The following is a 25,859-nucleotide window of genomic DNA, read 5'->3' as shown; positions in this document are numbered from 1 at the left end:
GTAAACCTCTGGCGCTGTCCGCATTGCCCGATTAGAGCCGCCGGAGGAGGGTCATTCACTTGCGGCAGAACGAACGGGCCGGGTTGCTCTATGCGCTCGCGGGCTTTTCCGCGCTGTCATTCGGCGACGCGGTGATTAAAACCATGGCGGGGCAATGGTCACCGGTGGCAATTGCTGCATTGCGTTTCAGCCTGGCGGCGGTGGGGCTAGCTGCGTTGCTGGCTGCGCGCGAAGGCCGGACTGGTTTCCGGCTGGCCCGGCCGCGCGCTCAGTTCGGGCGCGGGGCAGCGCTAGCCGTTTCTTCGACGATCTTCTTTACCTCGCTGTTCGTTCTGCCATTGGCGACAGCAACGGCGATAGGCTTCACCACACCGATGTTCACGGCGTTTCTGGCCGCCTTGTTGCTGGGGGAGCCGCTGCGGCGCCAGACCTTGATCGCGTCGGCCCTGGCCTTTGGCGGGGTTCTGGTGATTCTGCGACCCAACCTGGCCGAAGCTGGGTGGTGGGCCGTGTTGCCGATCTTTTCTGCAATTACCTTTAGCCTGCTGATCATTGGTAACCGCGCGGTAGCCGGAACCGCCTCGGCCCTGGCGATGCAATTCTGGGTCGCGGCCTTCGCTGCCCCGATCTTGCTGATCGCCGCTCCGCTCTTCGCCAAGACCGGGGTGGAAAGATTTGCGATCGGCTGGCCGCACTGGAGCATAATTGCCCGCTGCGGCTTCGTTGCGGTGTCGGCAACCTGCGCACACTGGCTGATCTACCTTGGCACGACCCGCGCCGGGGCGGCAGCGGTGGCTCCGGCAACATACATCCAGCTGCTGGTCGCAACCGTTCTCGGCTGGCTGTGGTTCGATACGCACCCCGATGCAATGACCATGCTGGGAGCGGCGATCATCGTGGCTGCAGGGATTTATCTGTGGCGTGCCGGGCAAGTGCGTGAACCGGCCATCACCGATTGAGCCAGGCCCGATCGCGCGCTAAACCCGCGGTTCATCCGGCCAAGGGCAAGGAAATTCCCATGAGAACGCTGATTGCCGCCGCCCTTCTGCTGTTTGCCGCGCCCGCCTCGGCGCAAACCCTGGCCAAGCCCGAACTGCCGGGCTGGATGGCAGGGACCTGGATGATGGAGGATGGAGCCAACTGGTTCGACGAGGTCTGGACCGATCCGCGCGGCGGAATCATGCTGGGGCTGGCGCGGATCGGTTTTGGCCCGCAGTTGCAAAGCTGGGAAGTGACCCAGATCCGCTTCAAATCCGACGGCAAGCTGAGCTTCTTCGCCCAGCCGCAGGGCAAGCCCGCAGTGGAATTTCCGCTGGTGCTGATCAGCGAGGAAGCGATCGAGTTCGCCAATCCGGCGCACGATTATCCGCAGCGGATCCGCTATTGGCGGCAAGGCCAGCTGCTGATGGCCGAAATCTCGCGGATCGACGGCAGCGATGCGATGCGCTTCAACTACCGCCCGGTGATCCCGCCGCGCGATGGAGTGGAATGACCAATGCGTAGCCGCAAATTCGCGCAGATCGATGTCTTTACCGCAGTTCCCTACAAGGGTAACCCGGTGGCCGTTGTGCTTGATGGGGAAGGGCTGTCGGATGCCGAGATGCAGGCCTTCGCCAACTGGACCAACCTGAGCGAGACCACCTTCGTTCTGCCGGTGACCGATCCTGCTGCCGGTTACCGGGTGCGGATATTCACCCCCAAGGCCGAGCTGCCCTTCGCCGGGCACCCGACGCTGGGCAGTGCCCATGCAGTGCTGCAAGCCGGACTGGCGAACGCGCGGGAGGGCCGGCTGGTTCAGCAATGCGCGGTCGGGTTGGTTGACCTGAACGTGGCTGAGCAGGGCCTGTCGTTCAAACTGCCGCGCTACGCCCTGGAAGAACTGTCTGACCCCGAGGCCACCGCCTGGATTGGCACGCCGATCAAGGGCGCGGCAAAGGCAGTGAATGTCGGGCCGACCTGGCTGGTAGCCGAGCTGGCCAGTGTGGCCGATCTGGAGACTCTCGATCACGACGCCGCACGGCTTGCCGCCTATTATGTGCCGCTGGGGATGACCGGCGCGTCGATCTATGCGGTGGAAGGGGACCGCGTGGTCGTGCGCAGCTTTGCCCCCGGCGACGGCATCGCCGAAGACCCGGTCTGCGGCAGCGGTAACGGTGCTGTCGCGGCGTTTCGTCTGGCGGCGGGGCAGGTGGGCGATGGGGACAGCTATGTCGCCAGCCAGGGCCGTCAGGTTGGGCGTGATGGTTCTATCTCGATCCGCATCGATGGCGCGGATGTGCACGTAGGCGGGCAATGCGTGACCTGCGTGGAGGGGAGCGTAACGCTCTAGCTCCTTCCCATTTTCGGCGAACGTCACTTCTGTGGAAAAGGGAAGGATCAGAAAGGAAAGGGCGGCCCATCGGACCGCCCCTTTCTTTTCGCTGGGTCGCTGAAATCCTCAGCTCTCAACATGCTCCGCCAGCACGGTCAGGCCGTTTGCGCCGACTTCGGCGAAGCCGCCCTGGACCTCGATTTCTTCCGGAGCGCCGCCCTCGGTCTTGTAGATCCGCAGTGTGCCGTCGCGGACGGTCGACATGAAGGGCGCGTGGCCTTCGAGCACGCCGAACTCGCCTTCGGTGCCGGGTACGACCACCATGTGGACATCCTCGGACCGCACGAGCCGTGCCGGCGTGACGAGTTCAAAGTGCAGGGCCATGATGCTTACGCGTCCTCAGCCAGCTTCTTGGCCTTCTCGACCGCCTCATCGATCCCGCCGACCATGTAGAATGCGGCTTCGGGGAGGTGATCGTATTCACCATCGACCACAGCCTTGAAGCTCTTCACGGTGTCTTCGACCTGGACGAACTTGCCCGGGATGTTGGTGAAGACTTCGGCGACGTGGAACGGCTGCGAGAGGAAGCGCTGAATCTTGCGGGCGCGGGCGACGGTGAGCTTATCTTCTTCGCTCAGTTCGTCCATGCCGAGGATCGCGATGATGTCCTGCAGCGACTTGTACTTCTGCAGGGTTTCCTGAACGCGGCGGGCCACGTCATAGTGCTCCTGGCCGACTACGGCCGGGGTCAGCACGCGGCTGGTCGAATCGAGCGGATCGACGGCCGGGTAGATGCCCAGTTCCGAGATCGCGCGGTTCAGCGTGGTGGTGGCGTCCAAGTGGGCGAACGAGGTGGCCGGGGCAGGGTCGGTAAGGTCGTCCGCGGGGACGTAAATCGCCTGCACCGAGGTGATCGAGCCCTTGTTGGTCGAGGTGATGCGTTCCTGCAGCGCGCCCATGTCGGTCGCGAGGGTCGGCTGATAGCCCACCGCCGAAGGAATACGGCCCAGCAGCGCCGACACTTCCGAACCCGCCTGGGTGAAGCGGAAGATGTTGTCGACGAAGAACAGCACGTCCTGGCCTTCTTCGTCGCGGAAGTATTCGGCCATGGTCAGGCCCGAGAGCGCGACGCGGGCGCGGGCGCCCGGGGGTTCGTTCATCTGGCCGAACACCAGCGCAACCTTCGAACCTTCCGGGGTCGGGTTGCCGTCGGCATCCTTGGCGATAACGCCGGCGTCGAGGAATTCGTGGTAGAGGTCGTTGCCTTCGCGGGTGCGTTCACCCACGCCTGCGAAGACCGAGACGCCGCCGTGGCCCTTGGCGATGTTGTTGATCAGTTCCTGGATCAGCACGGTCTTGCCCACGCCCGCGCCGCCGAACAGGCCGATCTTGCCGCCGCGCGCATAAGGCGCGAGCAGATCGATCACCTTGATGCCGGTGACCAGGATCGCGGCTTCGGTCGACTGGTCGACGAACAGCGGGGCTTCGGCGTGGATCGGGTTGCGCTTGGCGGCGTTCACCGGCCCCTGCTCGTCGATCGGTTCGCCGATCACGTTCATGATCCGGCCCAGCGTCATCGGACCGACGGGGACCGAGATCTGCGCGCCGGTGGCGGTAACTGCCTGGCCGCGGGTCAGCCCGTCGGTGGCGTCCATCGCGATGGTGCGCACGGTGTTTTCGCCGAGGTGCTGGGCAACTTCGAGCACCAGGCGGTTGCCGTTGTTGTCGGTTTCCAGCGCCGAGAGAATCGCCGGCAGCTCACCTTCGAAGCTGACGTCGACGACGGCGCCGATGACCTGGCTGATCTTGCCGGTCGCGGTGCTGGCTGCGGCGGCCGGAGCGGCCTTCTTGCGGGTCTTGGGAGCGGCGGTTGCCATGGTCTGTTCCTTACCTTCGGTCTCTTACAGCGCTTCCGCGCCAGCAATGATTTCAATCAGTTCAGTGGTGATCGCGGCCTGACGGCTGCGGTTGTACTGGATGGTCAGTTTGTTGATCAGATCGCCCGCGTTGCGCGTGGCGTTGTCCATCGCGGTCATCGAGGCGCCTTGCTCTGACGCCATGTTCTCAAGCAGCGCGCCGAACAGCTGGGTCTTGAGATAACGCGGCAGCAGCGCGGCGAGGATTTCCTCTTCGTCGGGTTCGTATTCCACCGCCGCATCGCCGCCAGCCGCCAGTTCGGCCTTGGGGGCCGGAACCGGGATGATCTGCTGCTGGGTCGGAACCTGGGCCAGCGCGCTCTGGAAGCGGGCGTAGAACAGGTGCGCGACATCGAACTTGCCGGCTTCGTAAAGCGCGAGCAGCGCATCTGCGATCTGCTCGGCCTCGCTATAGCCCGGTTCGCGCACGTGGGTGGTGTCGAACTGGTCGAGGATCGCCTTGGGATAGGCGCGGCGGATCACCGCGCGGCCCTTGCGGCCGACCAGGTAGAACAGCACCGTCTTGCCCTGGGCTTCAAGCTCGCGCGCGGCGACCAGCGAAGCCTTGACGATGTTCGAATTGAGCGCGCCGCACAGGCCCTTGTCGCTGTTGGCGACGACCAGCAGATGGACCTGGTCCTTGCCGGTGCCGGCGAGCAGCTTGGGGCTATTCTCACTGACCGTGATCTTGCTGGCGATCGAGGCCATGACCGCAGCCAGCCGTCCGGCATAGGGCCGGGCAGCTTCGGCATTGGCCTGCGCCTTGCGCAGCTTGGCGGCCGCGACCATCTGCTTGGCCTTGGTGATCTTCTGGGTCGATTTGACCGAGTTGATCCGCCCTTTGAGTTCCTTCAGACTTGCCATTCAAACTTTCCTAGGCCCGCTCGGGCTGAGCTTGTCGAAGCCCCGCGCGACCACCCTTCGACAAGCTCAGGGTGAGCGGGGTTAGTCTGTTACGCGAACTGCTTCGCGAAAGCTTCGAGGGCGGCAACGGTGCCCTTCTTGGCGTCGTCACCGAAGTCGCGGGTTTCGCGGATGGTCTTCAGAACGTCGGCGTGCTTTTCGCGCATGAAGCTGAGCATTTCGGCTTCATAGCGGGTCACGTCACCGGTCGGGACGTTATCCAGATAACCGTTAGTGCCGGCGAAGATCGACACGGTCTGCTCTTCGAACGGCAGCGGGCTGAACTGGGCTTGCTTGAGCAGCTCGGTCAGCCGCGCACCGCGGTTGAGCAGCTTCTGGGTCGAAGCGTCAAGGTCCGATCCGAACTGCGCGAAGGCCGCCATTTCGCGGTACTGCGCCAGCTCCAGCTTGATCGAGCCCGAAACCTTCTTCATCGCCTTGGTCTGTGCAGCACCGCCGACGCGGCTGACCGACAGACCGACGTTGATGGCCGGACGAACGCCCTGATAGAACAGGCCGGTTTCAAGAAAGATCTGGCCGTCGGTGATCGAGATCACGTTGGTCGGGATGTAGGCCGAAACGTCGCCGGCCTGGGTTTCGATGATCGGCAGGGCCGTCAGCGAACCGCCGCCCATGCTGTCATTCATCTTGGCCGCGCGTTCCAGCAGGCGGCTGTGGAGATAGAACACGTCGCCCGGATAGGCTTCGCGGCCCGGCGGGCGGCGCAGCAGCAGCGACATCTGGCGATAGGCCACGGCCTGCTTCGAAAGGTCGTCGTACACGATCACGGCGTGCATGCCGTTGTCGCGGAAGAATTCGCCCATGGTCGCGCCGGTGTAGGGCGCCAGGTACTGCAGCGGAGCCGGTTCCGACGCGGTCGCGGCGACGACGATCGAATATTCCATCGCGCCGTTTTCTTCGAGCTGGCGGACGATCTGCGCAACGGTCGAGCGCTTCTGGCCGACGGCAACGTAGATGCAGTAGAGCTTCTTCGATTCGTCGGTGCCCGAGTTCGGACCCTTCTGGTTGATGAAGGTATCGATCGCGACGGCGGTCTTGCCGGTCTGGCGGTCACCGATGATCAGTTCGCGCTGGCCGCGGCCGACGGGGACCAGGGCGTCGATCGCCTTGAGGCCGGTCTGCACCGGTTCGTTGACCGACTGGCGCGGGATGATGCCCGGAGCCTTGACTTCGACGCGCTGGCGGACGGCGTCCTTGATCGGACCCTTGCCGTCGATCGGGTTGCCGAGCGCGTCGACCACGCGGCCGAGCAGGCCCTTGCCGACGGGAACGTCCACGATCGTGCCGGTCCGCTTGACCTGGTCGCCTTCCTTGATCTCGCTGTCCGAGCCGAAGATCACGACGCCGACGTTGTCGGCTTCGAGGTTCAGGGCCATGCCCTTCACGCCATTGGCGAATTCGACCATTTCACCGGCCTGGACATTGTCCAGCCCGTGAATGCGGGCGATCCCGTCACCGACCGAGAGCACGGAACCGACTTCCGAGACCTGGGCGGCAGTACCGAAGCTGGCGATCTGGTCCTTGATGACCTTCGAGATTTCAGCGGCGCGGATATCCATTGCTTCTTAGCCTTTCATCGCTTGCGCGAGGGAGTTCAAACGGGTGCGGATCGAGCTGTCGATCTGGGTCGAGCCGATCTTGACGACGAGGCCGCCGAGGATCGCAGGATCGACGGAGGCGGAAAGGGTAACGTCCTGGCCTTCGCGGGCCTTGAGCTTGGCGGCGAGGGCCTTCAGCTGGGCATCGCTCAGCGGGTGGGCGCTGGTGACCTCGGCCTTGACCTCGCCGCGGGCGGCGGCGGCGATTGCGGCAAAGGCGCTGACGATCTGCGGCAGCACGCCAAGACGGCGGTTCTGGGCCAGCACGCCAAGGAACTTGTGCGTAAGCGGCGAGAGCTTCATCAGCTTGGCCACGCCGTCCATCGCCTGGGCCGCAGCTTCGCGCCCGACCTGCGGGTTGCGAATCAGCGCCGCGAGGTCAGCCGATTCCGTCAGCGCCTGGCCCAGCGCGCCGAGATCCTTCTCGACCGCGGCAACTGCCTTGTTTTCAGCAGCCAATTCATAAAGGGCAGAGGCGTAACGCCCCTGCAAACTGGCCGAAATGCCGCCGGAATTCTCCACGCGCTCTTGTTCCTTGCATCGGGTGCAGTGATGGGGCGGATCGGCGCGCGGAACGCACCGCCACCCCCCAGACGGGGGCGCGCATAGCCATGATTGTGCTGCGATGCAAGGTGGGGCAAGGACATTCCGGAAAACGAATTTGGCGGAGAGGGCTATGAGCGGCGAATGGATGCACCTGACCATGTCCGATGGGCACGCCTTGCCCTGCTGGCACGTCATGCCCGAAGGCGAGCGGCGGGGCGGGGTGGTGTTGTTGCAGGAGATCTTCGGGGTGACCGAACATATCCGCGAAATGTGCGCCGAATATGCCGAGGACGGCTATGAAGTGATCAGTCCGGCCCTGTTCGATCGGATCGAGCCGGGAATTGAGCTGGGCTATACCGGGGCCGACTGGGAGCGTGCGATCCGGATCGCGCGCGACGAGCACCCGATCGAGCGCAGCCTGGCCGATGTCGAAGTCTGTATCGACTGGATCGCTGCACGCGGCGGGCCGACTTTCGCGGTCGGCTATTGCTATGGCGGCTCGCTCGCCTGGCGGATGGCGCAGACTTCGGACAAGCTGGACGCGGCAAGCTGTTACTACGGCGGGCATATTGCCGGGCGCTGGGCCGATGAGGCACCGCGCTGCGCCACGATCACCCACTTCGGGCGCTATGACAACCTGGTCGATTTTGCCGGGGTCGAGAAGCTGATCGCAAAACAGCACCCTACCGCGCAGCACTTTGTCTATGAGGCCGGCCACGGCTTCAATTCCGACCGGCGCAAGGATTACCATCCGGAAAGCGCCGAACTGGCGAAAGAGCGAACTCTGATGCTGTTCAAGGCGTTGGGGGGCTGAGCCGTGGCCCGCATCCTGATCATCCTGCCCCAGACCGACTACGACCCCAGCGAGGTTGCGCTGCCGTGGCTGGTCTGGAGAGGGGCCGGCCACGAGGTCTGCTTTGCGACCGAGACCGGTCAGCCGGCCGCCTGCGATCCGGTTACGCTGACTGGCAAGGGGCTGCCGCTGATCGCCCGCTCGCTTCAGGCGCGGGTTGAGGCGCGCGAGGCCTATGCGGCGATGCGGGAGGACCGGAACTACAATCGGCCGCTGAGCTGGGCCAAGGTGCGCGTGGCCAGCTTCGATGCGTTCCATTTCCCCGGTGGCCACGCCCCGGGGATGAAGCCCTATTGCGAAAGCTCCGAAGTGCAGCGGATCGCGCAGGAATGCTTTGGCGCCGATAAGCCGGTCAGCGCCGTGTGCCACGGAGTGCTGCCGCTGGCCCGCGCCGGGGTGCTGGCCGGACGCCGCACCACCGCGCTGACCGAACCGCTCGAAAAGATCGCGATCCAGCTGACCCAGCGCGCGCTGCGGGGCCACTACCGGACCTATCCCAAGTCGGTCGAGGCCGAGGTCAAGCACCGGATCCGCCCCGGCGGCATGTTCGAACGCGGCGGCCTGTTCCCGCGCTATGCTGGCAAGCGCAGCCCTGAGGCCGGGTTCGTGGTGCAGGACGGAAACTACCTCTCCGCGCGCTGGCCGGGGGATGCCTGGACTCTGGCGCTCAGGATGAATGACCTGCTTTGAACTTGCCGATGGCGCAGGGCGTGGCATAGTTCGCCTTACAGGAGAGCTCGATGCACCAAAGCCCGCTTGCCGAACACGTCGGCGTCGAAATCACCGGCGTCCAGATGGCATCACTCGAAGGTGAGGCGCTCGATGCGCTTAAGCAGGCGGTCTATCGCAACGGCGTTGCTGTGCTGCGCGATCAGGACCTTTCGCCTGAACAGCACATCGCCTTTGCCAAGCGCTGGGGCGGGATCGACGTCAATCCGTTCTTCCCGACCAACAGCGGCTGGCCCGAAATCGCCGAAGTGCGCAAGGCTGAAAGCCAAAAAAACAATATCGGCGGGGGCTGGCACACCGATCACAGTTTCGACCAGGTGCCGGCGATGGGCTCGATCCTGGTCGCGCGCGAACTGCCGCCGGAGGGCGGCGATACGCTGTTTTCAAGCATGGGCGCGGCCTATGATGCCTTGTCCGACGGGCTGAAGCAGACCCTGTCCACTCTGCGTGCGGTGCACACTGCCGATCACATCTATCAGCCGGGCGGCTATTATTCGCAGACCGACCTCGCCGGGGAAATGACCGGGCAGGAGCTTTCGACCCGCGCGGTCCACCCGGTGATCATCCGGCACCCGGTGACGGGGCGAAAGCTGCTTTACGTCAACGGTGCCTTTACCACCCATTTCGAAGGCTGGACCCGCGCGGAAAGCCTGCCCCTGCTCAAGTACCTTTATGAACTCGGCAGCAGGGACGAATTCCAGTGCCGGGTGCAGTGGCAACCGGGTTCAGTGGCGATCTGGGACAACCGCGCAACCTGGCACCTGGCGATGAACGATTACCATGGCCATCGCCGGGTGATGCACCGGATCACAATCACGGGCGAGCCGATCGGGGCGTGATGGTTTGACCGCAAGGCGCGGGACGCGGCGCTGGGCGAATCGCGGCATTGGGTCTCCAACACCAAGGAGAACCCCATGACTTACGCCATTAGCGGCCTTGATCCCGCGCAGTTCGCCCCGCTGTTCGCAATGTCCGATGCCGAGCTTGCCGAGCGCCGCGCCCGCCGGGTGACGGCTTTGGCTGATCGCGGCTTTCCCTGCCGGATCAGCCTGGAGGATGCCCGCGCCGGGGACGAGCTGATCCTGCTCCATCACACCAGCCACGCGGTCGATACGCCCTACCGCAGTGCCTATGCGATCTATGTCCGCAAGGATGCTGCGCCGGTCCGCTATGTTGATTGCCTGCCGCCGGTGTTCGAGGGGCGGCCGCTGGGCCTGCGCGGGTTCGATGCGAGCGGAGTGCTGCGCGATGCGCGGCTGGCCCTGCCGGATGATGCCGAAGCGAAGATCGCCGAGCTGTTGGCCAATCCCGCAATCGCCTATATCGATGCGCACAACGCCGCGCATGGCTGCTTCGCCGCGCGGATCGAGCGCCACGAAGGAGCAGCGGCATGATCGCCGACGATGAAGCCTGGGCCGCCGTGACAGAGCGGAACCGCGCCTTTGACGGGCGCTTTGTCACCGGCGTGCTGACCACGGGCATCTATTGCCGGCCGAGCTGTGCCGCGCGGCATCCCGCGCGCCGCAACGTGCGGTTCTTCGCGAATGGTGAAGCGGCGCGGGCGGCGGGACTGCGGCCCTGCAAGCGCTGCCTGCCCGACGATGTCAGCCGCGACGAGCGCGCGGTGCTATCGGCGATCGAAGCAATCAAGGCGGCGGGCCAACCGCTGGCGCTCGCGGCGCTGGCCGAGGAAACTGGCTATTCGCCAAGCCATTTCCAGCGGGTCTTCACCCGCCACACCGGGCTGTCCCCGGCAGCCTTTGCCCGCGCCTTGATGGCCGAACGGGCCGCGACCGCCCTCAGCGAAGAAGGCTCGGTGACCCAAGCGATCTATGCAGCGGGCTATTCGGGCCCATCGCGGTTTTACGAAGCAACCGAAGGGAGACTCGGCATGGCACCATCAGCCTGGGCAAATGGCGGCAGGGGGGCGGTGATCCATTGGTCGGTGGTAGAGACCTCGCTTGGCCGGATGCTGGTCGCGGCAACGGCCAAGGGGGTCTGCCGCCTGTCTTTCAATGAAGGGCGCGAGGCCTTGGACCAGCGCTTTCCGCAAGCCGAACTGGTCGAAGGCGGGGCCGAGTTCGAAGCCTTGCTTGCCCAGGTCATCGCGGCGGTCGAAGCACCCGGCGATTTCGGCCACATCCCGCTCGACGTGAAGGGCACCGCCTTTCAGGAAGCGGTCTGGCGCGAGCTGCGGCGCATCCCCAAGGGTGAAACCCGCACCTATGCCGAGCTTGCCGCAGCGGTTGGCAAACCCAAGGCGGTCCGTGCCGCGGGCAGCGCCAACGGGGCGAACAATGTCGCCGTGCTGATCCCGTGCCACCGGGTAATTCGAACCGGCGGGCATCTCGGCGGTTATGCCTATGGCCTCGATATCAAACGGGCCCTGTTGGAAAAGGAATCGAAATGACGAGCAAGATCGCGGCCTTCAAGGCGCTTCATGTCCCCGGCGATCCGCTGGTGCTGTTCAACATCTGGGATGCTGGCAGTGCCAGGGCGGTGGCCGGGGCTGGAGCCAAGGCGATCGCCACTGGCAGCTATGGCGTGGCCGAGGCGCAGGGCTTCAAGGACGGCGAAGACTTTTCGATCGAAGATGCGCTGCGCAATCTGGAGCGGATCGTTTCGGCCACCGAACTGCCGGTGACGCTCGATTTCGAGACCGGCTATGGCGACAGCCCGGCGCAGGTTGCAGCGTCGGTTCGCCGCGCGCTCGATGCTGGCGCGGCCGGGATCAATCAGGAAGACCGAATGCCGGGCGAGACAGCGCTGTTGCCGGTCGTGCAAGCCGCAGAGCGGGTCGCGGCGGCGGCCAGCAGCGGCCTGTTCGTCAATGCCCGCACCGACGTCTATCGCGGGGTCAAGCCGGAAGATTATGGACAGCACCTGATCGATGCCGTGCTGGAACGCGCCGAGGCCTATGCCAAGGCGGGAGCGGGCGGGCTGTTCGTGCCGTTCCTAGGCGATCATCCGACCATCACCGCGATCTGCGCGGCCTCACCGCTGCCGGTCAACGTGCTGTGGGGCCCAGGACGCGGCACCCGCGCCCAGCTCGCCGCCTGCGGCGTCGCGCGGATCAGCTATGGCCATGGCCCTTGGGCGGCGACGATGGACTGGCTGGCGGGGCAGGCCAAGGCAGTCTTTGCCGGAGAGATCGTGCCTTACGCCGCGACCTAGGGCAAAACCGGTTGCAAGCCGGGCTGAATTGGGCAATTGAGGTGTATGGATAGCATAACACACCCCGCTTCGACCCCGTCCACACCTTCACTGCTGCGGCGGATCGTGGCTTTTCCGCTGACGCTGATGATCATCGGTTTCGTCTGGATCAGCGTTGTCGCGGCGGGGGTAGGGCAGGCATACCAGCAGCTCGGCTTTGCCCGCAACACGCCGGAAAAGTCTTTCGGCGCTGTGCTGATGGCTGTGGCCGTGGTGCTGGGCTACAAGGCCTATAAGCGCTGGATCGAGCGCGCCGAGGATACCGAACTGCCGCTGAGCGGGGCGATGCCCGAACTGGCCGCCGGGATCGCGATTGGTACGGTACTGTTCAGCCTGATGACCGGCATCGTTGCGCTGATGGGCGGGATCGAGTTTCTCGGCTTGCGCGGCGCCGGGCAGATCTGGACAATGCTGGCGATCGCGGTTGTCAGCGGCACGATGGAAGAAGTGCTGTTCCGCGGGATCGTGCTCCGCCATATGGAAACGCTGATCGGCACCTGGGGCTCGCTCGCCTTCACCTCGGCCCTGTTCGGGGCGCTCCACATCACCAATCCAGACGCGACCTGGTTCTCCTCGCTGGCGATCGCGCTCGAGGCCGGGATCCTGCTTGGCGCAGCCTATCTGCTGACCCGGCGGCTGTGGCTCGCGATCGGCATTCACGCAGCCTGGAACTTCACCCAGGGCTGGATATTCAGCGTGCCCGTTTCGGGCGGAGAGGCCCCGCTTGGCTTGCTGATCACCCGACGGATCGGGCCGGATTGGCTGACTGGCGGCGACTTCGGGCTTGAGGCCAGCGTGGTCGCGATGGTGGTGGCAACGCTGGCGGGCTTGGCGCTGCTGGCGTTTGCGGTGCGGCGCGGCCAGGTCGTTGCGCCTATGTGGCGGCGAGGAAAATCAGCGACCTGAGCCGCCCCGCCAATGACCCTGCGTCACTCCTCGGGCCTGGATGCCTTGCGATCGCGCATTGCCTTGATCCGTTCGAGCAATAGTGCGCCCTGCTGCCCGACGTGCGGATTGAAAGCCAGGGTCTCCGCCAGCTTGATCGCTTCATCAAAGCGACCCTGATCGGCCAGGTCATAGGCATAGCGAGCGCGAATTTCCGGCAGTTCAGGCACCAATTCAAAGGCGCGGGCCAGTCCATCGCGTGCAGTCTGGCTTGGCTTGCGACGCTGGCGGCCAAAGCTGTCGTACCAGGCGACCAGCACCATCGGATCATCATTCGCAGCCTGGTTGGCTGTCAAAAGGTAAGCTCTCGCGGCCGACCACTTTTCCGGGCTCATATCGCCGGCGATGCGCAGCCGCCGCATGACATAGTCGGCCTTGATCACATTGGCGCGGGCGTGCTTCGGATCGAGCGTCAGCGCACGATCGATCGCGGCTTCGGCCTTGGCTTCAAAAGCAGTCCGTTCGTCCGGCTGAGCCTTTGACGCGAGCCAGCGATAGGCCATGGCCAATTCATAGAGAGGCTCTGCCTCGCGCGGATAAAGCGCGGCCACCTGCTCGAGACGCCCCGGCACGCTTGAAATGTCCGTGGCCGACAAGCGTTCGAGGTGCAACGGAATCAAGGCTTCGCGCATCGCGTCTAGCACGCTGATTTGCACTGAAGTATCAGTCTGGATCGGGGCATTTGAAGCAATGAATGTCAGCTTCTGGTTGCGATATTGATCGAGCGTCTGGTCCAGCGCGGCAAGATCGCCAAAAGCTTCGGTTGCTGCCTGGCGTGGATCCTTTCCTGCGGCGATTCCGGTGAAATAGACTGCTAGCTTGTCCTTGTGCTCCGGCCTGGTCAGCAACATGTGCGTGAGCAGCCATGAGCGGCCATAAAACACGCTGGTATCGGCCTTGGACAGGCCACGATAGCGACTGAACAAAATCTGGTCGATCGGCAGCTTGTCCATGTTCATCAGGCTGCCCGCACGGTGATAGGCGGGTTTGCCCATGGTCCAGTTACCGGCGTTGTCGATCGTTGTGGTCGAAACGAATTCAGCGAAGCCTTCGATGTACCAGGTCGGGTACGGGAACGAGGCATGGCGGAACATGAAGTAATGGCCATATTCGTGCATCAGGATTCCGTCGGATCCCAAATCGAACTCGTTGTTGGCTTTTTCACGGTTGGCGACCGCAAAACTGCCTTCCGGGCGCGGGGCGAAGAAGCCAGCTGCGTTTGGCTGCCAACCTTTTGTCAGCTTCTGGACGTCGCTTTGCCGGGCCAGATAGTAGATCGGCAATTTCGGCTGATAAGGCTTTTCTGCGAACCCGAACTTCAGCTTTAGCAGGGCGTCGAAGCGCTCCAGCTTGATCGCGGCGGCGCGCAGCTCCTTTTCACTGCCCTCGCTGTAGATGATGAAGTGCCGGGTCTCTGCCTTCAGCCATTTGGCCTGAGCGGCGGCGGGGGCAAGAAACTGGGCGAAAACTACCAACAGCGCGGCAAAGCAAACACGAATCGAGCTCATCACAAATGATTGCCGGATCAAGTGTTTGCAGACAACAGCTTAGTTTGGTTTGGATGGGCGACGAATGGCTTGGTTACAGAAGGCCCTGTAGCTTCCCCGGAAGAGCGACCACATGATCGAGCGACCGCAGCGCCCGCGCTTGGGTCAGCCTGTGCCAAGCATCGATTCAACCTGTTCGAGCAGTGCCCTGGCCCGCATGCTGGCCGCGTTCTCGTGCGGTGAATATGCAAGCGGGCGCAGAATGATTCGCGCATCCCTCAATCGGCCCCGCTGGATAAATTCCTGGGCCAACAGCAAGCGCGGAGCCGGAAGTTGTGGGACGAGTTGAACCGCGGTTAGCAGCGCCGCCAAACCTTCGGGATTGGCCGGTTGGCCCATTTTGCCGAAACTTCCGTAGAACAGCAGCAGCGCCAATGGGTCATTCGGGGAGAGGGAATTAGCCTTGAGCAGGAGTTCCTGAGCCGCTTGAATTCGGACTTTACGCTGATCCAGCTGCAAGTCGGCGGCTAGTCCGATCATGGCTTCGGCCTTGCTGGTCAGGGCGCGGCTGCTGTTCGGGTTGAGTGCAAGTGCGCGTTCCGCTGCCGTTGCACAAGCGCCAAATTCCTCGATCTCACAACGGATGTCGCTAATCATCAGCCAGCTGGCGGGGTCATTCGGATAGCGCGCTGCAACCGCTTCGATCTGGGCAATCCAATTGGTGCGGTCTTGCTTTGCCTTGGCCAGGCGCTTCTCAAAATCGTCCTTCTTGCTCTTCGAATCGGCGGATTCACTATCCTCATCGGGCATTTCCGGCAGATCCGTGCGGCGTTCGAATTCAATGGCGGCGTCGATCAGCGCAGATTCCGCTTCGCCAAGCACGCGCGTGTTGATTGGACCAGCCGAACCTTCGGCGATCGGAACTGCGCGGTAGGGAAAGCTCCTTTCGGTCAAGTAGGCCCCAACTTCGCGCTGCAAAGTAGCAAGATCGCCGAATGCCTGCGCGGCATCGCCCATCTTGCGACCGTTGTTGATGGCGTTGAGGTAGGTCCGGAACTGGCCCCTGCGACTATCGCTGAAAGTGAGGTAGTGGCTGAGTACCCAAGCGTCGCCATAGCTCCAGCCACGACCCTTGGCGCGATCCTTGATGTAGCTGCCGTCGAGCATTTTTGCGACGGGATAGCCCATGCCGGCATCGACTTCGTACTGTCGATGTGTGGCGGCCTTGCCAAAGGTGATTGCCCCCTTGCGTTCGAACGATGCGGTCGAGGCGATCTCGGCGAAGCCCTCGACGTACCAGGATGGATAGGCCGCGGGTGTGTATTGCAGCATGTAGTGGTGCGCATATTCGTGAAACAGAACCAGCTGGCCCGTGAAAATGCCGTCTCCAGTGTTACGCGGAACCACGGCGATCGCGCCGTCTTCGCGGGGGCTGTAGAACCCGGCTACATCGCTGTTCAGGTTGCCATACAACCGTTTGACGTCGCCAACGCTGGGGACCAGATAGACCCGAACTTTGACGACCGGTTTGTTTGCCTCATTGGCTCCGGTGGCCAGCCGCAACAATGTATGGAAATGCTCGAGCCGTTCGGCAAATTTCTGCAGATTCTTTTCGTCGCCTGAACTTACGATTCGAAAATGGGTTGTTTCAGCTTCGCGCCAAACGGCAGAATAGACCGGACTGGCTGTCAGCAACATCGCCAACCCGAAGACGATCCTCATCGATGCGCTCCCAAAACCTCAGGCAGATAGATCCAAAATCCGCCAGTGCATCAGAGTTACCTGAATCGATTTGAGTTTCAATATTATCTCACACGAAAGAATAGGGGTCGATATCGACGCTGATCCGCACCCCTTGCGGAAATTCCAGCGGATCGAGCCAGGCCCGGATCACGTCCTGCAGCTTGGCTGATCGGCGCGCGTTGACCAGCAGGCGGAAGCGGTGGCGGCCACGCAGCAGGCTGAGCGGGGCAGGGGCCGGGCCGAGCACCATCACATCGGGCAGGTTCGGCGCGGTGGCGCCGACCGCGCGGGCCGCCTCGCGCGCTTCGGCCTGGTCCTCGCTCGAGACGATGATCGCGGCCCAGCGTCCGAACGGCGGAGCCCCGGCATCCTTGCGGGCCTCGGCTTCAGCGGCATAGAAGGCGTCGCGGTCCCCAGCAGCGAGCGCGGCGATCACTGTTGCTTCGGGGTGACGGGTCTGGATCAGCACCTCGCCCGGCTTTTCGCCGCGCCCGGCGCGCCCGCTGACCTGGGCGACCTGCTGATAGGTCCGCTCGGCCGCGCGCAGGTCTCCGCCTTCCAGCCCCAGATCGGCATCGACCACGCCCACCAGAGTGAGGTCGGGGAAATGATAGCCCTTGGTGACGATCTGGGTGCCGACGATCACGTCGATCAGCTTTTCCTCGGTCGCGCTGACGAATTCGCTGATCTTTTCCGGGCTGTTGAGCGTGTCCGAGGTGACCACCGCGATCCGAGCCTCGGGCAGGAGCTCGGCCACCTCGTCGGCGATCCGCTCGACCCCCGGGCCGCATGCGACCAGGCAGTCCGGGGTCTGGCAATCGGGGCAGGCCTCGGGCGGGGGAACCTCGTGCCCGCAGTGGTGGCAGGCGAGCCGCCGCGACAGCCGGTGCTCGACCAGCCAGGCGCTGCAATTGGGGCATTGAAAGCGGTAGCCGCAGTGGCGGCACAATGTCAGCGGGGCATAGCCGCGGCGGTTGAGGAACAGCAGGCTTTGCTCGCCCTTGTCCAGCCGCTCGCGCATTTCCTCGACCAGCCGCGGGGCGAGCCAGCGCCCGCGCTCGGGCATCTCCTTGCGCAGGTCGACGATCGAAACGTCGGGCAGGGTCGCGCCGCCAAACCGGTCGGGCAGGTCGATCTTTTCATAAACTCCGGCCTCGGCCAGCTGCAGCGATTCGAGCGCGGGGGTGGCGCTGGCGAGGATCACCGGAACACTGTCGAACCGGGCACGGATCACCGCGACATCGCGGGCGTTGTAGCGGACCCCGTCGTCCTGCTTGAACGACACCTCGTGGGCCTCGTCGACCACGATCAGGCCAAGGTTTTTGTAGGGCAAGAACAGGGCGGAGCGGGCGCCGACCACCACCTGCGCATCGCCACTGACGATCGCGCGCCAGGCGCGGCGGCGTTCGCTTTGCTTGAGGCTGGAGTGCCACAGCACGGGCGGCACACCGAAGCGGGCTTCGAATCGGCGCAGGAAGTTCTCGGTCAGCGCGATTTCGGGCAGCAGCACCAGCACCTGGCGCTTTTCGCGGATTGCCGCAGCAACCGCCTCGAAATAGCATTCGGTCTTGCCCGATCCGGTTACCCCGTCGAGCAGGAACGGCACGAACTGCCGCGCGGTTACCGCCGCGACAAAGCGGTCCGCAGCCGCTTGCTGAGCCGCCGACAATTCCGGCTGGCCGTGTTCGGGCCGGGCGCGGGGGTAGGGGCGATCGAGATCGACGGTCACCGGTTCAAGTATTCCGGCCCCGACCATTCCGCGCAGCACCCCGTCGGACACGCCAGCGATATGGGCGAGCTCGCGGATGCTTGCCTGCTCGCCGTGCAGCGCATCCATCGCGGCCGCGCGCTGCGGGGTCAGGCGCTTGGGCTCTTCACCCGAGAGGCGATATTCGGTGGTGGTCCCCCCGCCGCGCAGCGCCGCCATCGAACCCAGCGCCATCCGCGCGACCGCATTGGGCGAAGCGACATAATAGTCCGCGCACCATTCGATCAGCCGCCGCAAGGGGGCGCTCAGTGGCGGGACCGGCAGCACTTCGAGCAACGGGCGGAGCTTGGCTTCGGGAACCTCGGCACCCGGCAGCCGTTCCGGTTCCCAGACGATCCCCAACACCTGGCGCGGACCCAGCGGGGCGATCACCAGCTGGCCGAATTCTGTCGCCATTCCAGCAGGAAGGCGATAGTCCAGCACCGGCAGGGCCGGGTTGAAGACAAGGAGTCGGACGCGGTTCATGCCGCGCCTCTATGACGGGAATCGGCGGCGGGCGACAGCCCCCGCGCAGCAAGGAGCAAGGGTCGATGGACAGGATTGACGGACATTCGTTTGGGCGGCGCGGTTTCCTGGCGGGTTCGGCGGCTGGCGGGCTGGTGTTGCTGGCGGGCTGCGAAGGCATGGGCGGCTTCTCGATGGTCGAAGCGATCCGGCGGCTGCTGACCATTTCGGCCCAGCGGGCATTCTCGCGGCTGACGGCGCCGGGCGGATTCTGGGACAATGAAGTGGCCCGGTTCGATCTGCCCGATATGTTCAGCGGCAGCAGCGGCACGATCCGCAGCCTGCTGACGTCGACAGTATTCAAAAGCCAGCTGCAAAAGCAGCTCAACCTGATGGCCGAAAAGGGCGCCGAACGCGCCGCGCCGGTGGTGCTGGAGGCGGTCCGCAGCATTTCGATCATCGATGCGGTGCGGCTGGTGCGCGGCGGTCCGAACGAGGCGACCACCTGGCTGCGCGGGGAAATGGGCCCGGCGCTGGTCAACGCAATGGTCCCGGGGCTGAGCGACGCGCTGAGAATCTCACGCGATCCGATTGTCGGTCAGGCAATCCGCGCCCTGGCGGGTGTCGACATGTCGGGTATTGCCGGCGGAATTGCCACCCGCGCCGACAATTCGATCTGGTCGCAGATCGGGGTGGAGGAAAGCGCGATCCGCGCCAATCCGCAAAGCACCAACGATCCGTTGTTGATCGGCGTGTTCCGGGTGCTTTGAGGGGCTAGGCCAGCACGAGATTCCGTGCCACTAGCGGCTCCTGACTCGCACCGGGAGCCGACACGTGAAATTCTTCGCCGACACTGCTGAAATCGACGACATCAAGGATCTGGCCGCCACCGGCCTGCTTGACGGGGTGACCACCAACCCCAGCCTGATCATGAAGTCGGGGCGCGATTTCATCGAAGTTACGCGCGAAATCTGCGGGATCGTCGATGGCCCGGTCAGCGCCGAAGTGGTCGCGCTCGATCACGCCGGGATGATGGCCGAGGCCGAAAAGCTGCGCAAGATTGCCGACAACGTCTGCATCAAGGTGCCGCTGACAATCGACGGACTGAAGACCTGCAAGGCGCTGACCAGCGACGGCACCATGGTCAACGTCACGCTGTGTTTCAGCGCCAATCAGGCGCTGCTCGCGGCCAAGGCCGGGGCGACCTTCGTTTCGCCCTTCGTTGGCCGTCACGATGACAACGGCTTCGACGGGATGAGCCTTATTGCCGACATCCGGCTGATCTATGACAACTACGATTTCGCAACCGAGATCCTGGTGGCTTCGGTCCGCCACGGAATCCACGTGCTTGAAGCCGCCAAGATCGGCGCCGACGTGATGACCGCGCCGCCATCGGTGATCAAGGCACTGTTCAAGCACGTGCTGACCGACAAGGGCATCGAAGGCTTCCTGGCCGACTGGGCCAAGACCGGGCAGGCGATCTAGGAAATTTCGGACCTTGCCCTGTTCGTCACCCTGAACTTGTTTCAGGGTCCATCGTGAGGCACAGACAACTGGTGTCGGGGGGCGAGACGGGGCGGTCTGCTTGGCCAACGTTTTCTGGTCCAACGGCGCAATGGATGCTGAAACAAGTTCAGCATGACGAGTTTGGGTAGTTTGAATTTGAAAGGGTAATGGCAGACGAATCCCCCCTCGACCGCTTTAAGAGCGTGCTGACCGGCGCCAGCCGGGCGATCGCGCATGAGCCCGAGGTGGAGGTGGCCTGGACCGCCGACAACCCGGTGGTCAACGGCAAGAACATGCGCCTGCCGATGCCGGGGCGCAATCTGCCGCGCGATCAGGCGATGGAAGCGCGCGGCTTTGCCGATAGCTTCGCGTTGAAGATCCGCCATCACGACGAAGGCTTCCACACCCGCAATGCCCCGTCCGAGGCGACCGCGCGCGCAGCTTTCGATGCGGTCGAGGCGGTTCGTTACGAGGCGCTGGGCGCGAAATCCTATGCCGGGATGCGCGCCAACCTTGGCGCGGCGAACGAAGCGCGGACCTTGGGCGACCCGATCACCCGCGCCGCCCGACCCGAGGACGTGCCGATCCCGACCGCGCTGGCCTTGCTGCTGCGCGAGCATCTGACCGGCCAGCCGGTGCCAGAGCCGGCCCGCGAGGGGGTCGAAATGCTGCGCGGCTGGATCGAGGAGCGCGCCGGCACCGATTTCGATGCGCTGGCGCTTTCGCTGGACGATCAGGCGATGTTCCAGGGACTGGCGCTCAACATGCTTCAGCACCTCGAGCTGACCCAGGCCATGCCAACTGAGCAGGAAAGCGAGGATGGCGACGAGGGCGAGGACCAGGACGACAGCGAAGACCAGCCCGACGACGGCGAATCGAGCGAGGACCAGACTCCGAGCGAAGTTGCCTCCGAACCCAGCGAGGGCGAGGACGAGGGCGAGGACGAAACCGAACGGCAGATGGAGGATGAATCCGACGACGCCGAAGAGGGCGACGAGGGTGAGGAAGGCATGCTGCCGACCCGGCCCAACCGCCCCTGGACCGAGGTTCCCGCCAGCTTCGACTACAAGGCCTATACTCAGGTCTTCGACGAAGTGGTTGCCGCCTCCGAACTGTGCGAAGAGGAGGAGCTGACCCGGCTACGCGCCTATCTCGACGCGCAGCTCAAGGGCCTTCAGGGGATCGTCACCAAGCTGGCCAACCGGCTGCAGCGGCGGTTGATGGCGCAGCAGAACCGCAGTTGGGATTTCGATCAGGAAGAAGGCCTGCTCGATGCTGCGCGGCTGGCCCGGGTGGTCATCTCGCCCGGCCATTCGCTGTCCTACAAGATCGAGCGCGAGGTCGAGTTCAAGGACACGATCGTTACCCTGCTGATCGACAATTCCGGATCGATGCGCGGTCGTCCGATCTCGATCGCGGCGATCAGCGCCGACGTGATGGCGCGGACGCTGGAGCGGTGCGGGGTCAAGACCGAGATCCTCGGCTTCACCACCCGCGCCTGGAAGGGCGGGCAAAGCCGCGAGGCCTGGCTGGCCGGGGGCAAACCGGCCCAGCCGGGACGGCTCAACGATCTGCGCCATATTGTCTACAAGCGGGCCGACCAGCCCTATCGCCACGCCCGCAAGAACCTGGGCCTGATGATGCGCGAAGGCCTGCTCAAAGAGAACATCGACGGCGAGGCGCTGCTCTGGGCGCACCAGCGGCTGCTCGCCCGGCAGGAGGATCGCCGGATCCTGATGGTGATCTCGGACGGCGCGCCGGTCGACGATTCGACCCTTTCGGTCAACAACGCCGGCTACCTTGAACTGCATCTGCGCAAGGTGATCGACTGGATCGAGCGACTCTCGCCAGTCCAACTGGTCGCGATCGGGATCGGCCATGACGTAACCCGCTATTACCGCCGCGCGGTGACCATCATGGATGTCGAACAACTGGGCGGCACGATGATCGAACAGCTCGCCAGCCTGTTCGAGGACGAATGACTTTGCGCTGCGTAAGTGGCCAAGGAAATTTCATTGCCAAGCCGATTTTCGGATAATAGCAATTACTTCCAATGGTTCGCGCTGATCTTTTCCGCCATTTTCGGGGGGCAATGGTTTTGCTTGTTGGCCTGGGCCTTGCCGTGCCGGCGGCCCTGGCGCAGGATGCTGCTGCCCCGGCTGAAAAGGCTGTCAAATCGGCTCCGGCGCTGGCTCCGGCCGCTCCGCTCACCGGGCCCACCACATGTCCTCCGGTTGAGCCTGACGCAGAGCCGCGCTGCATTCCGCCGCTGACGCCGGTCCTGCTGCTGACCCGTACCCACCTTGGCAGCAAGATCAGCAAGAGCGGCGAAATGTTCGAATTTGTACTGGATCAGCCCGTCACGGTTAATGGCAAGGTGCTGGTTCCGGCCGGGACGCGCGGGGTGGGTGAAGTGGTCCACGCCAAGAAGAGCGGCGGGAGCGGCGCATCGGGCGAACTGGTGCTGGCAGCGCGCTACCTCGATGTCGGGGGGCGCAAGCTGCGGCTGCGTTCACTGCACTTTGCGGCGGCCGGGCAGGACCGGATCGGCACCGTCACCACCATGTCGGTGGCCAGCCCGGCGCTCGCGCTGGTGGGCTTCTTCGTGAAGGGCAAGGGGATCGACCTGCCGGTCGGCACCCAGGCCGATGCCAAGACCGCCGAGGCCTTTCTGCTCGATCCGCCAACCGATCCCGCGGCGCCGGCTTCGCCGCCAGCTGCGACACCCGAACCCGTTCAACCGCTATCTCAATAAAGGGCAACTACCATGAAGAAGACTTTGTTCGCACTGCCGATCGCGCTGGCCGCCAGCCTGACCGTGCTGCCGCTCCAGGCCATGGCCAAGGACAAGGAAGAAGCCGCCGAGGTGGAAGAGAACGATTCGGTTCCCGCCGCGCAGATCTTCATCCCCGCGCCCCCGGTCGGCAAAGGCCAGGTGGTTTTCTACCGGAAGGGCGGCCTCTCTGGCGCGGCGGTGGCCTGTTCGGTTCACGAAGGCGGGCAAAAGGTCAGCTCGCTGGGCGGCGGGCGCTATTTCATCATGGTCGCCGATCCCGGCAAGCATGAGTTTACCGTCAAGACCGAAGCCAAGGACGTGCTGGCGCTGGAGGTCGAGCCGGACGAGACCCAGTTCGTCGAATGCAAGATCAAGATGGGCTTCATGGTCGGCCGTCCCGATATCCGGCCCTCGACCGAGGCGACCTTCCGCGGCATGAAGAAGTTCAAGCTGGTCGACGATGACGATATGGGGCCGGCCCCCGGTGCGCTGCGCTCGGCCGATCTGGCCGCGCTCAAGGCAGCGGCCAAGCCGGCTGCCGCCAACTGATCGATCTGCCTATCGGCGCGGCCAAGGTGCATTCCCGCCTTGACCGCGCCGTTTAATCGCTCAATTAAACGGTCATGACCAAAGCCAGCACCGTTACCGAGGCCGTCGCCTCGCGCCGCTCGATCCGCCAGTACCTTGACCAGCCGGTCGATCAGGCCATGCTCCGCCGCGTACTGGAAAAGGCCCAGAACGCGCCGTCGGGCGGGAATACCCAGCCGTGGAACGCGATAATGCTGACCGGCGCGCCGCTGCAAAAGCTGATCGATCTCGTCACCGCAACGATCCCGCAGGGGCTGGCCGCCTATTCGGCCGAATACCCGATCTATCCAGCCGAACTGGAAGGCCGCTATGCCGCCAGCCGCTTTGGCGTGGGCGAGGCGATGTACAAGGCGCTGGACATCCCGCGTGAGGACAAGGCCCAGCGGATGGACGTGTTCCGCAACAACTTCCGCGCGTTCGGCGCGCCGGTGCTGATGCTGGTTCACACCCCGCGCTACATGGGCCTGCCGCAGTGGAGCGACATCGGCATGTGGCTGCAGACCGTGCTGCTGCTGCTGCGCGAAGAAGGGCTCGACAGCTGCGCGCAGGAGGCCTGGGCGGTCTATCAGAAGCAGATCCGCGAAGTGGTGGACATTCCCGAAGACCACATCTTCTTCTGCGGCTGCGCGATCGGCTGGGGCGACCGTCAGGCGGCGGTCAACAGCTTCCCGGTCCCGCGCGTGGGGCTGGACGAGACGGTGCGGTGGGAAGGGTTCTAGGGCCCGATGTAGTGGGCGGGCTTCGACAGGCTCAGCCTGAGCGGGCCATTTTTCCTGCCCAAATGCACCAAATCCGCTCACCCTGAGCCTGTCGAAGGGTTGTCGAAGCCCCCGTGCCGACATATGGCCTCGCGCCATGACCGACCTGCGCCTGTTCAACAGCCTGACCCGCAAGCTGGAGCCGTTCCAGCCCGTCCACCCCGGTGAGGCGCGGGTCTATTCGTGCGGGCCGACGGTCTACAATTACCAGCACATCGGCAACATGCGGGCCTATGTCTTTGCCGATACGTTGGGCCGCACGCTGCAGTTCAAGGGCTACAGGCTGACCCACGTGATCAACATCACCGATGTCGGCCACCTGACCTCGGACGCTGACGCGGGCGAGGACAAGATGGAGAAGATGGCGGCGCAGGCGGGCAAGAGCGCCTGGGACATCGCCCGGTTCTATCAGGAAGATTTCGAGCGCGATCTGGCCCGGCTCAACGTCCAGAAAAAGGCCCATCCGCGCGCGACCGAATATGTCGAGGCGATGATCGAATGGGGCCGCAAGATCGCGCCGAAGCATTGCTATGAGCTCGATAGCGGGCTCTATTTCGATGTCACGACCGTGGCCGATTACGGCAAGCTGGCCCGCGCCGTGACCGAGGACGGGGAAGGGCGGATCGAGACGGTTGAAGGCAAGCGCAACGCCGCCGACTTCGCGATCTGGCGCAAGACCCCGCCGGGCGAGACGAGGCAGATGGAATGGGATTCGCCGTGGGGCCGGGGCGCGCCCGGCTGGCACCTCGAATGCTCGGTGATGGGCGGCGCGCTGCTTGGCTTTCCGTTCGACATCCACACCGGCGGGATCGACCACCGCGAAATCCACCACCCCAACGAGATCGCCCAGAATCAGGCCTATTGCTGCACCAACGGTCTCAGCGACCCGCAGAATTCGGGCGCGAAGATCTGGATGCACAACAACTTCCTGGTCGAACGCAGCGGCAAGATGAGCAAGTCGAGCGGCGAGTTTCTGCGGCTGCAACTGCTGATCGACAAGGGCTATCACCCGCTGGCTTACCGGATGCTGTGCCTGCAGGCGCACTACCGCAGCGAGCTGGAGTTCTCGTGGGAGGGGCTGCAGGCGGCGCTGGTGCGGCTGAAGCGCCTGAGTCGGCCGATCGCGGAACTTACGTCCTATGCCGGAAACGCCACTCCGGTTGCTGCTGAGGAGTTTTCGGACAAGCTGCTGCAGAGTTTTGACGAGAGCATTTCTCAGGATTTAAAGACACCTCAAGCGCTGACTTTCTTTGAGGCACTTGCACTCAATGGGGCAAAATCCGTGCTCCTGAACAATCCCGATTATCCGGAAATTGTTGAGGCGATTTGTGCTTACAGGTTAAGAGTTTTGGAGGAGATGGATCGAGTGCTCGGCCTTGATATCCTTGGTTTGAGCGCTGAAGAACTCCGCATCCGCCCCAAAGCCGCCACCATCACCGAGCCCGAGATCGAAGCCATCCTTGCCCAGCGCAAGGAAGCCCGCGCCGCCAAGGATTTCGCCACATCCGATCGCCTCCGCGACGAACTCGCTGGACAAGGGGTTGAGGTGATGGACGGCGATCCGCTCGGCTGGGACTGGAAGCTGGGCTGATTCAGACAGATGGGTTTCACCAACCCCGCCCATGCTGAGCTTGTCGAAGCATCGTCCTGTCCTTCCTGCCCCATTCCCTGCGGCCTGAAGTGAAAGGCAGTCCTTCGACAAGCTCAGGACGAGCGGGTCCTGTGGGTCTGCTTTGAAACGCGGACTGACGCCT

The 25,859-nt window shown here is 64.1% G+C and carries 25 protein-coding genes; 17 read left to right on the top strand and 8 right to left on the bottom strand.

All coding sequences use genetic code 11. From position 1 onward, the window contains the following. Positions 1–59 precede the first annotated feature (59 nt). From B2V17_RS08450 to B2V17_RS08440, 3 genes are read left to right on the top strand one after another with little or no spacing between them, the layout of a single operon-like run. A complete protein-coding gene (locus B2V17_RS08450) occupies positions 60–959 on the top strand; it encodes a DMT family transporter (protein ID WP_292996902.1) in 900 nt (299 codons plus the stop codon). A gap of 59 nt (positions 960–1,018) precedes the next feature. Continuing rightward, on the top strand, positions 1,019–1,492 hold the full coding sequence (locus B2V17_RS08445) for a DUF6265 family protein (RefSeq protein ID WP_292996901.1): 474 nt from the start codon (positions 1,019–1,021) through the stop codon (positions 1,490–1,492). A gap of 3 nt (positions 1,493–1,495) precedes the next feature. Next, the gene (locus tag B2V17_RS08440) at positions 1,496–2,329 is read left to right on the top strand and encodes a PhzF family phenazine biosynthesis protein (protein ID WP_292996900.1); all 834 of its coding nucleotides are present in this window, start codon (positions 1,496–1,498) and stop codon (positions 2,327–2,329) included. Between the two features lie 108 nt (positions 2,330–2,437). On the opposite strand, the gene B2V17_RS08435 is transcribed toward B2V17_RS08440, so the two are convergent. The 5 genes from B2V17_RS08435 to B2V17_RS08415 form a co-directional block, all read right to left on the bottom strand. Then, positions 2,438–2,695 (bottom strand): ATP synthase F1 subunit epsilon, encoded by a 258-nt coding sequence (locus B2V17_RS08435; RefSeq protein ID WP_292996899.1) that lies wholly within the window; start codon positions 2,693–2,695, stop codon positions 2,438–2,440. A 5-nt stretch (positions 2,696–2,700) separates the two neighbouring features. Continuing rightward, on the bottom strand, positions 2,701–4,188 hold the full coding sequence (gene atpD, locus B2V17_RS08430) for a F0F1 ATP synthase subunit beta (RefSeq protein WP_292996898.1): 1,488 nt from the start codon (positions 4,186–4,188) through the stop codon (positions 2,701–2,703). A gap of 24 nt (positions 4,189–4,212) precedes the next feature. After that, positions 4,213–5,091, bottom strand: a complete 879-nt coding sequence (locus B2V17_RS08425) for a F0F1 ATP synthase subunit gamma (protein ID WP_292996897.1) — start codon at positions 5,089–5,091, stop codon at positions 4,213–4,215. 89 nt (positions 5,092–5,180) lie between these two features. After that, on the bottom strand, positions 5,181–6,710 hold the full coding sequence (gene atpA / locus B2V17_RS08420; protein WP_292996896.1) for a F0F1 ATP synthase subunit alpha: 1,530 nt from the start codon (positions 6,708–6,710) through the stop codon (positions 5,181–5,183). Positions 6,711–6,716: 6 nt separating this feature from the next. Then, a complete protein-coding gene (locus B2V17_RS08415; protein WP_292996895.1) occupies positions 6,717–7,271 on the bottom strand; it encodes a F0F1 ATP synthase subunit delta in 555 nt (184 codons plus the stop codon). Between the two features lie 154 nt (positions 7,272–7,425). Here B2V17_RS08415 and B2V17_RS08410 point away from each other — a divergent pair, with 154 nt between their 5' ends. From B2V17_RS08410 to B2V17_RS08380, 7 genes are all read left to right on the top strand, one after another. Next, complete coding sequence (locus B2V17_RS08410) at positions 7,426–8,109, top strand: dienelactone hydrolase family protein (protein ID WP_292996894.1); 684 nt, start codon at positions 7,426–7,428, stop codon at positions 8,107–8,109. A 3-nt stretch (positions 8,110–8,112) separates the two neighbouring features. Then, the gene (locus B2V17_RS08405) at positions 8,113–8,838 is read left to right on the top strand and encodes a type 1 glutamine amidotransferase domain-containing protein (RefSeq protein ID WP_292996893.1); all 726 of its coding nucleotides are present in this window, start codon (positions 8,113–8,115) and stop codon (positions 8,836–8,838) included. A 50-nt stretch (positions 8,839–8,888) separates the two neighbouring features. Beyond that, entirely contained in the window at positions 8,889–9,716 is an 828-nt protein-coding gene (locus tag B2V17_RS08400) for a TauD/TfdA dioxygenase family protein (protein WP_292996892.1), read from the top strand. Between the two features lie 75 nt (positions 9,717–9,791). Next, entirely contained in the window at positions 9,792–10,271 is a 480-nt protein-coding gene (locus tag B2V17_RS08395; protein WP_292996891.1) for a DUF1203 domain-containing protein, read from the top strand. Further along, positions 10,268–11,287 (top strand): bifunctional transcriptional activator/DNA repair enzyme AdaA, encoded by a 1,020-nt coding sequence (locus tag B2V17_RS08390; RefSeq protein WP_292996890.1) that lies wholly within the window; start codon positions 10,268–10,270, stop codon positions 11,285–11,287. Before B2V17_RS08395 ends, B2V17_RS08390 begins: the two co-directional genes overlap by 4 nt. Continuing rightward, the gene (locus tag B2V17_RS08385; protein ID WP_292996889.1) at positions 11,284–12,051 is read left to right on the top strand and encodes an isocitrate lyase/PEP mutase family protein; all 768 of its coding nucleotides are present in this window, start codon (positions 11,284–11,286) and stop codon (positions 12,049–12,051) included. Before B2V17_RS08390 ends, B2V17_RS08385 begins: the two co-directional genes overlap by 4 nt. A 45-nt stretch (positions 12,052–12,096) precedes the next feature. Continuing rightward, entirely contained in the window at positions 12,097–12,996 is a 900-nt protein-coding gene (locus B2V17_RS08380) for a CPBP family intramembrane glutamic endopeptidase (RefSeq protein WP_292996888.1), read from the top strand. A gap of 23 nt (positions 12,997–13,019) precedes the next feature. Here B2V17_RS08380 and B2V17_RS08375 read toward each other — a convergent pair whose 3' ends face one another. From B2V17_RS08375 to B2V17_RS08365, 3 genes are all read right to left on the bottom strand, one after another. Next, the gene (locus B2V17_RS08375; RefSeq protein WP_292996887.1) at positions 13,020–14,543 is read right to left on the bottom strand and encodes a hypothetical protein; all 1,524 of its coding nucleotides are present in this window, start codon (positions 14,541–14,543) and stop codon (positions 13,020–13,022) included. Between the two features lie 144 nt (positions 14,544–14,687). Continuing rightward, positions 14,688–16,244: a tetratricopeptide repeat protein gene (locus B2V17_RS08370; RefSeq protein ID WP_292996886.1), complete on the bottom strand. Its 1,557-nt coding sequence runs from the start codon at positions 16,242–16,244 to the stop codon at positions 14,688–14,690. Between the two features lie 88 nt (positions 16,245–16,332). Then, positions 16,333–18,498 (bottom strand): primosomal protein N', encoded by a 2,166-nt coding sequence (locus B2V17_RS08365; protein ID WP_292996885.1) that lies wholly within the window; start codon positions 18,496–18,498, stop codon positions 16,333–16,335. Positions 18,499–18,563: 65 nt separating this feature from the next. Between B2V17_RS08365 and B2V17_RS08360 the strand changes: the two genes are divergently transcribed. The 7 genes from B2V17_RS08360 (at position 18,564) to cysS (ending at position 25,696) form a co-directional block, all read left to right on the top strand. Then, a complete protein-coding gene (locus B2V17_RS08360; RefSeq protein WP_292996884.1) occupies positions 18,564–19,247 on the top strand; it encodes a DUF4197 domain-containing protein in 684 nt (227 codons plus the stop codon). Positions 19,248–19,311: 64 nt separating this feature from the next. Then, positions 19,312–19,962, top strand: a complete 651-nt coding sequence (fsa, locus tag B2V17_RS08355) for a fructose-6-phosphate aldolase (protein ID WP_292996883.1) — start codon at positions 19,312–19,314, stop codon at positions 19,960–19,962. 188 nt (positions 19,963–20,150) lie between these two features. Beyond that, positions 20,151–21,965 carry a cobaltochelatase subunit CobT gene (gene cobT, locus B2V17_RS08350; protein ID WP_292996882.1) on the top strand — a complete coding sequence of 605 codons (1,815 nt, stop codon included), beginning with the start codon at positions 20,151–20,153 and terminating at the stop codon, positions 21,963–21,965. 110 nt (positions 21,966–22,075) lie between these two features. Continuing rightward, on the top strand, positions 22,076–22,738 hold the full coding sequence (locus B2V17_RS08345; RefSeq protein WP_292996881.1) for a hypothetical protein: 663 nt from the start codon (positions 22,076–22,078) through the stop codon (positions 22,736–22,738). A 12-nt stretch (positions 22,739–22,750) separates the two neighbouring features. Further along, positions 22,751–23,308, top strand: a complete 558-nt coding sequence (locus tag B2V17_RS08340; RefSeq protein WP_292996880.1) for a DUF2846 domain-containing protein — start codon at positions 22,751–22,753, stop codon at positions 23,306–23,308. Between the two features lie 74 nt (positions 23,309–23,382). Further along, positions 23,383–24,066: a nitroreductase gene (locus B2V17_RS08335; RefSeq protein ID WP_292996879.1), complete on the top strand. Its 684-nt coding sequence runs from the start codon at positions 23,383–23,385 to the stop codon at positions 24,064–24,066. Positions 24,067–24,202: 136 nt separating this feature from the next. Next, the gene (cysS, locus tag B2V17_RS08330) at positions 24,203–25,696 is read left to right on the top strand and encodes a cysteine--tRNA ligase (RefSeq protein WP_292996878.1); all 1,494 of its coding nucleotides are present in this window, start codon (positions 24,203–24,205) and stop codon (positions 25,694–25,696) included. The last annotated feature ends 163 nt before the right edge of the window (positions 25,697–25,859 follow it).

The sequence above is a fragment of the Novosphingobium sp. UBA6272 genome (assembly GCF_002440635.1).
Lineage (GTDB): Bacteria > Pseudomonadota > Alphaproteobacteria > Sphingomonadales > Sphingomonadaceae > Novosphingobium.
Note: the sequence above shows the minus strand (reverse complement) of the source record. Positions and strands in the feature narration are given on the sequence as shown.

Coding starts and splice junctions, on each gene's coding strand:
- B2V17_RS08445 (WP_292996901.1), top strand. CDS start 1,019: ATGAGAACGCTGATTGCCGCCGCCCTTCTGCTGTTTGCCGCGCCCGCC.
- B2V17_RS08440 (WP_292996900.1), top strand. CDS start 1,496: ATGCGTAGCCGCAAATTCGCGCAGATCGATGTCTTTACCGCAGTTCCC.
- B2V17_RS08435 (WP_292996899.1), bottom strand. CDS start 2,695: ATGGCCCTGCACTTTGAACTCGTCACGCCGGCACGGCTCGTGCGGTCC.
- atpD (WP_292996898.1), bottom strand. CDS start 4,188: ATGGCAACCGCCGCTCCCAAGACCCGCAAGAAGGCCGCTCCGGCCGCC.
- B2V17_RS08425 (WP_292996897.1), bottom strand. CDS start 5,091: ATGGCAAGTCTGAAGGAACTCAAAGGGCGGATCAACTCGGTCAAATCG.
- atpA (WP_292996896.1), bottom strand. CDS start 6,710: ATGGATATCCGCGCCGCTGAAATCTCGAAGGTCATCAAGGACCAGATC.
- B2V17_RS08410 (WP_292996894.1), top strand. CDS start 7,426: ATGAGCGGCGAATGGATGCACCTGACCATGTCCGATGGGCACGCCTTG.
- B2V17_RS08400 (WP_292996892.1), top strand. CDS start 8,889: ATGCACCAAAGCCCGCTTGCCGAACACGTCGGCGTCGAAATCACCGGC.
- B2V17_RS08395 (WP_292996891.1), top strand. CDS start 9,792: ATGACTTACGCCATTAGCGGCCTTGATCCCGCGCAGTTCGCCCCGCTG.
- B2V17_RS08390 (WP_292996890.1), top strand. CDS start 10,268: ATGATCGCCGACGATGAAGCCTGGGCCGCCGTGACAGAGCGGAACCGC.
- B2V17_RS08385 (WP_292996889.1), top strand. CDS start 11,284: ATGACGAGCAAGATCGCGGCCTTCAAGGCGCTTCATGTCCCCGGCGAT.
- B2V17_RS08380 (WP_292996888.1), top strand. CDS start 12,097: ATGGATAGCATAACACACCCCGCTTCGACCCCGTCCACACCTTCACTG.
- B2V17_RS08375 (WP_292996887.1), bottom strand. CDS start 14,543: ATGAGCTCGATTCGTGTTTGCTTTGCCGCGCTGTTGGTAGTTTTCGCC.
- B2V17_RS08370 (WP_292996886.1), bottom strand. CDS start 16,244: ATGAGGATCGTCTTCGGGTTGGCGATGTTGCTGACAGCCAGTCCGGTC.
- B2V17_RS08365 (WP_292996885.1), bottom strand. CDS start 18,498: ATGAACCGCGTCCGACTCCTTGTCTTCAACCCGGCCCTGCCGGTGCTG.
- B2V17_RS08360 (WP_292996884.1), top strand. CDS start 18,564: ATGGACAGGATTGACGGACATTCGTTTGGGCGGCGCGGTTTCCTGGCG.
- cobT (WP_292996882.1), top strand. CDS start 20,151: ATGGCAGACGAATCCCCCCTCGACCGCTTTAAGAGCGTGCTGACCGGC.
- B2V17_RS08345 (WP_292996881.1), top strand. CDS start 22,076: ATGGTTTTGCTTGTTGGCCTGGGCCTTGCCGTGCCGGCGGCCCTGGCG.
- B2V17_RS08340 (WP_292996880.1), top strand. CDS start 22,751: ATGAAGAAGACTTTGTTCGCACTGCCGATCGCGCTGGCCGCCAGCCTG.
- B2V17_RS08335 (WP_292996879.1), top strand. CDS start 23,383: ATGACCAAAGCCAGCACCGTTACCGAGGCCGTCGCCTCGCGCCGCTCG.
- cysS (WP_292996878.1), top strand. CDS start 24,203: ATGACCGACCTGCGCCTGTTCAACAGCCTGACCCGCAAGCTGGAGCCG.